The 2,363-nt window shown below is 32.2% G+C and carries 2 protein-coding genes and 1 pseudogene; 2 read left to right on the top strand and 1 reads right to left on the bottom strand.

All coding sequences use genetic code 11. From position 1 onward, the window contains the following. Positions 1 to 1,123 (bottom strand): annotated as a pseudogene (locus ACH2BG_RS13610) (transcription termination factor Rho); the annotation flags it as partial. 182 nt (positions 1,124 to 1,305) lie between these two features. On the opposite strand from ACH2BG_RS13610, the gene ACH2BG_RS13605 reads away from it, so the two are divergent. Next, the gene (locus tag ACH2BG_RS13605; protein WP_395048238.1) at positions 1,306 to 1,719 is read left to right on the top strand and encodes a DUF4293 domain-containing protein; all 414 of its coding nucleotides are present in this window, start codon (positions 1,306 to 1,308) and stop codon (positions 1,717 to 1,719) included. A 153-nt stretch (positions 1,720 to 1,872) separates the two neighbouring features. Continuing rightward, positions 1,873 to 2,363, top strand: a 491-nt coding sequence (locus tag ACH2BG_RS13600; RefSeq protein WP_395048237.1) for a response regulator transcription factor, incomplete at its 3' end; no start/stop codon positions are given.

The raw sequence follows: 2,363 nt of genomic DNA, 5'->3' as shown, positions 1-2,363 counted from the left end.
TGGCAGCAATTGCATTTGCAATTTCCTTCAGCAACATCGTTTTACCCGTTTTTGGTTGTGCCACAATCATTCCGCGCTGTCCTTTTCCTATTGGTGAGAACAAATCGATGATTCTGGTGGAAATAGTACTTTGTTTTTCGGCTAATCTAAATTTTTCAGAAGGAAAAACAGGAGTCAAATGCTCGAATGAAACTCTATCACGTACCACTTGAGGATCGTGTCCGTTTATTTTTAAAACTCTAACTAATGGAAAAAATTTCTCTCCTTCTTTTGGTGGACGAACCACTCCTTTAACAGTGTCTCCAGTTTTAAGACCAAATAATCTAATTTGAGATGTCGATAAGTAAATATCATCTGGAGATGCCAAATAATTATAATCAGAAGAACGCAAGAAACCATAGCCATCAGGCATCATTTCAAGTACACCTTCACTTTCTATAATTCCGTCAAATTCAAAATCAGAAGCTGCAAAATTACTTTTCTTATTTTTAAAATTTGGATTTTGATTCCCATTACCATTTCCGTTTTGATTTGGATTTGGATTTTGGTTCGGATTCTGATTTGGATTTTGCTTGTGTAATTGGTTTGGATTTATCTTTTTTACTGGAGCTGCAGGAGCCTCAGTTTTTTCTTCAGTTGCGATGTCTGCAACAATCACATTATCTGTGTTTGCTTCATTCACCTCTTCTTTATCCTTTTTTAAAGCAATTTTCTTCTCATAAGCTGATTTATTAAACTTAATAACTTTGCCTACTTTCTTTTCATTTACATTCGATTCCGCTTTAGGAGCAGCTTCTTCATTTGAAATAGGCTCAATTACAGCATTATTTTCAACTAAATCAGTTGTTTCGATTTCGTCTTTTTCAAAAAGAGTATTTATTGTTTTTTTCTGAATCAATGCTTTTTTGACGGGAACTATTCTAACTCTTTTGGGTTTGTCGTCATCAAGACTCTCGTCCTTTTTTGTATTTGATGCAGCATCAACGGCAACCACTTGATGTTCTAAAATTTGACTAATTAAAGTCTCTTTTTTTACACCATTAAATTTTATGGTTTTAGCGGACTTAGCTATTTCTTGAAGCTCAGAAAGCTTCATTTCTTTTAATGCAGAAATATCAAACATGAATGTTCTATGAGTTTAATTAATTTTTGGGAAATAATGTAAAGATGGGTAGTGAACTTTATTTTGAATCAACCGCAGTATGAAGAGCTTACGGTATTATGATGCAATAATACGAATAAAATTTAATCAGACAATAGTATTTATTAAAAAGAAAATATATTTTTGTGAAAGATATTTAACAAATGATACAACGAATTCAGACTCTATATTTATTACTTGCTTTTGTTACAACTAGCATTTTACTTTTTTTTATTCCGCTTTGGATTTTAAAAGATGGTACAGAATTCTATTTCATGCAAAGCCAAGCGTATACCATAATATTAGGCCTAAATACTGCATTGACCTTGTTAAGTGTTGTTTCCTATAAAAAAAGACAAAATCAGTTTGTTGTTGGCAGATTGAATATCATATTAAATTTGATTTTATTAGGATTGTTTGTATATCGTTCACTAAATCTATCTGGAGAGACACCTGCTGTTTCGGAGAAAGGTATTGGGATGTTTCTACCTGTACTTGCTATCGTGTTTTTAGTCTTGGCTAACAAAGCGATCAAAAAGGATGAAGATCTTGTAAAATCTGTGGACAGATTGAGGTAAACCTATAAACTTTAGTTTATTAGTGCGAAGGAAACCCGAATGTAACAATTCGGGTTTTTTTGTATTTATATTTTATTTTTTTTAAACAGAATAAAAATCTTATAAAATGAAATTATTCAATTTTTTTCATAACTTTGAATGACGAACAATGATATGCTACAAAAAACTAGAATTCACCTTGCCGATGATCATCAAATACTTATTGATGGCATTCGTACTCTTCTAAACACCGTCACCGATTTTGAAGTAGTAGGTCACTCTCTCAACGGAAGCACTATTTTTAAGGAAGTCACACAAAACAAATCGGATATACTAATTTTGGATATAAACATGCCAGAAAAAGATGGCATTGAAGTGATTAAGGAATTTGTAGCAAAAGGATTTCCTTGTAAAGTACTTATTTTATCCAGTCATGACGATTTAAGAATCATAAAGGAAGTTATGAAATTAGGTTGCAGTGGCTATTTGACAAAAAAATGCGCAGGCGAAAACATCGTTGAAGCCATACATGCTGTTTCTAGAGGAGAAGAATATTTTTGTAAAGCGGTTCGAGAAAAAATATTTAATTCCGTCACAAAAGACAATTCAAAATTAATTAAAAATATTACAACAGCGCATCCAATTTTAACGGATCGAGAGCTGGA

It is taken from the genome of Flavobacterium sp., assembly GCF_043779715.1.
GTDB lineage: Bacteria > Bacteroidota > Bacteroidia > Flavobacteriales > Flavobacteriaceae > Flavobacterium.
The sequence above is the reverse complement of the archived record's forward strand: the minus strand, read 5'-3'. Positions and strand labels throughout refer to the sequence as shown.

Excerpts from the sequence above, each read along its gene's own strand:
- ACH2BG_RS13605 (WP_395048238.1), top strand. The coding sequence starts at position 1,306 with ATGATACAACGAATTCAGACTCTATATTTATTACTTGCTTTTGTTACA.